This is a genomic window from Cellulomonas biazotea (assembly GCF_004306155.1).
GTDB lineage: Bacteria > Actinomycetota > Actinomycetes > Actinomycetales > Cellulomonadaceae > Cellulomonas > Cellulomonas biazotea.
This window is the reverse complement of record NZ_BIMR01000415.1, coordinates 1-3,844: the sequence shown is the minus strand read 5'-3', so window position 1 is coordinate 3,844 and position 3,844 is coordinate 1. Positions and strand designations below refer to the sequence as shown.

The following is a 3,844-nucleotide window of genomic DNA, read 5'->3' as shown; positions in this document are numbered from 1 at the left end:
GGTGGGGCGGGGGACCGAAGGCGCCGAGGAGCGCGAGCGCCGCCTCGCGACCGCGCGCGTCGAGCTCGCCGCCGAGTCGGAGTTCGACCACGTCATCGTCAACGACGACGTGCACCGGGCCACGGACGAGCTGGTCCGGGTGATGGGGATCGCGACCAGGTAGGATGGTCCGCAGGCTCTGTCCTCGCCGGCCCGTCGGTCGGCACCGGGCGGCCCTGGTCGGCGCCGTCTCGTCCTTGGCGGGACTTCTCGTCACGACCTGACGTCGTCCTCCTCGACCCCCTCGACTCTCGGGAGACCACCGTGTCCGGAACCGTCGCCGCCCCCACGGGCATCACCGACCCGCCCATCGACCAGCTGCTCGAGCGTGCCGACTCCAAGTACGCCCTCGTGCTGTACTCGGCCCAGCGTGCCCGCCAGATCAACGCGTACTACGCGCAGCTCAACGAGGGTCTGCTCGAGTACGTCGGCCCGCTCGTCGACACCCGCCCGCAGGAGAAGCCGCTGTCGATCGCCATGCGCGAGATCGACGCCGGCCTGCTCACCTCCGAGGCCACCGAGGGCTGAGTCCCGCCCATGCGGATCGTCCTGGGCGTCGCCGGCGGCATCGCCGCGTACAAGGCGGTGCTGCTGCTGCGGCTGCTGCGCGAGGCGGGGCACGACGTGCGCGTCGTGCCCACGACCGCGGCCCTCGAGTTCGTCGGGCGCGCGACGTGGGAGGCCCTGTCGGGCCAGCCCGTGACGACCGACGTCTTCGAGGACGTCGACCAGGTGGCGCACGTCGCCGTCGGCAAGCAGGCCGAGCTCGTCGTCGTCGCACCCGCGACGGCCGACCTGCTCGCCCGCGCTGCGACCGGCCGTGCCGACGACCTGCTGACCGCGACCCTGCTGGTCGCGCGGTGCCCGGTGCTCATGGCGCCGGCGATGCACACCGAGATGTGGGAGCACCCCGCGACGGTCGCGAACGTCGCGACGCTGCGCGGTCGCGGCGTGCACGTCCTCGACCCCGCGAGCGGGCGCCTCACGGGCACCGACACGGGCCCCGGGCGGCTGCCCGAGCCCGAGGAGATCGCCGCCGCCGCGCTCGCCCTCGTCGGGCCGCGGGACCTCGCCGGTCGCCACGTCGTCGTCTCCGCCGGGGGCACGCGCGAGCCGCTCGACCCGGTGCGCTTCCTCGGGAACCGCAGCTCGGGGCGGCAAGGGGTCGCGCTGGCCCGGGCCGCCGCGGCACGCGGGGCACGCGTCACGCTCGTCGCCGCCAACCTCGCCGTGCCGGCACCCCCGGCCGTCGACGTCGTGCCCGTCGAGACCGCGGCGCAGCTCCGCGACGCCGTACGGGCCGCCGCGAAGGACGCGGACGCCGTCGTCATGGCGGCCGCGGTCGCCGACTACCGGCCCGCGACGCCGCAGGACGCCAAGATCAAGAAGCGCGGCGACGGCGCGGCGCCGGCCATCGCACTCGTCGAGACCGTCGACGTGCTCGCCGAGCTCGCGCACGACCGCCTCCGCGACCGCCAGGTGGTCGTCGGGTTCGCGGCCGAGACCGGCGACGCGGACGGCTCGGTCCTCGAGCACGGGCGCGCGAAGGCCCTGCGCAAGGGTGCCGACCTGCTCGTCGTCAACGCCGTCGGAGACGGCCGGGGCTTCGGCACCGACGTCAACGACGTCGTCGTCCTCGACGGCCGCGGCGAGGTCGTGGCGACCGCCGCGGGCAGCAAGGACGACGTCGCCCACGCCGTCTGGGACGCGGTCCTCGCACGGTCCTGAACACGTGCCCGGGCCGTCGGTCACGGCCACTAGGCTGTCCGCCATGACTGAGGCCTCCGTGCGACTGTTCACGTCCGAGTCGGTGACGGAAGGCCACCCCGACAAGATCTGCGACCAGATCTCCGACGCCATCCTCGACGCGATCCTCGAGCAGGACCCCGCCGCACGCGTCGCGGTCGAGACCATGGTGACGACGGGTCTCGTGCACGTCGCGGGCGAGGTCACGACCAGCGCCTACGTCGAGATCCCGCAGGTCGTGCGGCAGGTCGTGCGGGGCATCGGCTACACCTCGTCACACATCGGCTTCGACGGCGAGTCGTGCGGCGTCTCCGTCTCGATCGGCCAGCAGTCGCCCGACATCGCGCAGGGCGTCGACAAGGCGCTCGAGGTCCGCGAGGACTCCTCGGACATGGACCCGCTCGACCTGCAGGGCGCGGGCGACCAGGGCCTGATGTTCGGCTACGCGTCGGACGACACCCCGAGCCTGCTCCCGCTGCCGATCTGGCTCGCGCACCGCCTCGCGGAGCGGCTCGCCGAGGTGCGCAAGCAGGACGTCATCCCCGGGCTGCGGCCCGACGGCAAGACCCAGGTGACCATCGGCTACGAGGGCGACCGGGCGGTCTCGCTCGACACCGTCGTCCTGTCCACGCAGCACGACCCCGACGTCAACCTCGACACCTTCCTGCGCCCGGCGATCGCCGAGCACGTCGTCGCGCCCGTGCTGGCGTCGCTCGACCTCGACGCCAGCGGGCACCGGCTGCTGGTCAACCCGACGGGCACGTTCGTCGTGGGCGGCCCGCAGGGCGACGCCGGGCTCACCGGCCGCAAGATCATCGTCGACACCTACGGCGGGTTCGCCCGGCACGGCGGCGGCGCGTTCTCCGGCAAGGACCCGTCGAAGGTCGACCGGTCGGCGGCGTACGCGATGCGCTGGGTCGCGAAGAACGTCGTCGCGGCCGGCCTGGCCCGCCGTTGCGAGGTCCAGGTCGCGTACGCGATCGGCAAGGCGCACCCCGTCGGGCTGTACGTCGAGACGTTCGGCACGAGCGAGGTGCCCGTCGAGCGGCTGACGAACGCGATCCGCGAGGTGTTCGACCTGCGCCCCGCCGCGATCATCCGCGACCTCGACCTGCTGCGGCCCATCTATCGGCGGACCGCCGCGTACGGCCACTTCGGCCGCGAGCTCCCCGAGTTCACCTGGGAGCGCACCGACCGCGCGGCCGACCTGCTGTCCGCCGTCGGCTGAGGCCGCGGGTCACGGAGCACCACGGCACGTGCCGACGGGTGACGGCAAGTCCGGAGGGGACGTGACGGCCGGCGAGCAGCTCGTCCTCGAGGGCGTGCCGGGCCCGCGGGTGCGCCGGTCGCGGATCGGTGCGGCCGGGCTCGAGCCCGCCGCCCGGATGCCGGTCGCGCGCGTCGCCGTCGACCTGTCGCCGCCGCACCTCGACCGCACCTTCGAGTACCTCGTCCCGGCGCGCCTCGACGCGACGGCTGTGCCCGGTGCGCGGGTCAAGGTCCGGTTCGGCGGCCAGGACGTCGACGGGTTCCTGCTGGAGCGCGCCGAGCAGGCTGAGCACACGGGGACGCTCGCGCCGCTGCGGCGCGTCGTCTCGGCGGAGCCCGTGCTGGCCCCCGAGGTCCTGCGGCTCGCGCGTGCCGTCGCCGACCGGTGGGCGGGGACGCTCTCCGACGTCCTGCGTCTGGCCGTGCCGTCGCGGCACGCGCGCGTCGAGGGGGAGACGTTCGCACTGCCCGGCGATCAGCCGGCGGTCGAGAGCGTCGCGGGTGCCGATCCCGGCACCGCGGGTCCTGCGGCACCTCCCACCCGTGTGGCGACGGACGCGCCTGTCGACGGTGCTGGCCCTGCGCGGTCCGACCGCGCCGTCACGGCGAGCAGCCTCGCGGAGCCCACCGGTGCCGGTGCCGCTGCGTGGCTCGCCTACCGTGGCGGCCCGGCGTTCGTGCAGCACGTCCTGTCGGGCGGGGCGCCCCGCGCGGTGTGGTCGGCACTGCCCGGCGGGCCGGGGGACCGCTGGCACGACGCCGTCGCGCAGGCGGTCGCGGCCTGCGTCCT

4 protein-coding genes and 1 pseudogene are annotated in these 3,844 nt (G+C 74.8%); all 5 read left to right on the top strand.

What is annotated here, in order from left to right:
* Nucleotides 1-163 (top strand): annotated as a pseudogene (locus tag CBZ_RS19615) (guanylate kinase); the annotation flags it as partial.
* A 140-nt stretch (nt 164-303) separates the two neighbouring features.
* Nucleotides 304-567 (top strand): DNA-directed RNA polymerase subunit omega, encoded by a 264-nt coding sequence (gene rpoZ / locus CBZ_RS19610; protein ID WP_130783121.1) that lies wholly within the window; start codon nt 304-306, stop codon nt 565-567.
* 9 nt (nt 568-576) lie between these two features.
* On the top strand, nt 577-1,767 hold the full coding sequence (gene coaBC / locus CBZ_RS19605) for a bifunctional phosphopantothenoylcysteine decarboxylase/phosphopantothenate--cysteine ligase CoaBC (RefSeq protein WP_130783120.1): 1,191 nt from the start codon (nt 577-579) through the stop codon (nt 1,765-1,767).
* Between the two features lie 43 nt (nt 1,768-1,810).
* A complete protein-coding gene (gene metK / locus CBZ_RS19600) occupies nt 1,811-3,013 on the top strand; it encodes a methionine adenosyltransferase (protein WP_130783119.1) in 1,203 nt (400 codons plus the stop codon).
* A 61-nt stretch (nt 3,014-3,074) separates the two neighbouring features.
* Nucleotides 3,075-3,844: primosomal protein N' family DNA-binding protein (locus tag CBZ_RS19595; protein WP_507762216.1), on the top strand; the 770-nt coding region annotated here is incomplete at its 3' end.

Bases quoted from the DNA above. Each gene is read 5' to 3' on its own strand.
- coaBC (WP_130783120.1), top strand. From the start codon at position 577: ATGCGGATCGTCCTGGGCGTCGCCGGCGGCATCGCCGCGTACAAGGCG.
- metK (WP_130783119.1), top strand. From the start codon at position 1,811: ATGACTGAGGCCTCCGTGCGACTGTTCACGTCCGAGTCGGTGACGGAA.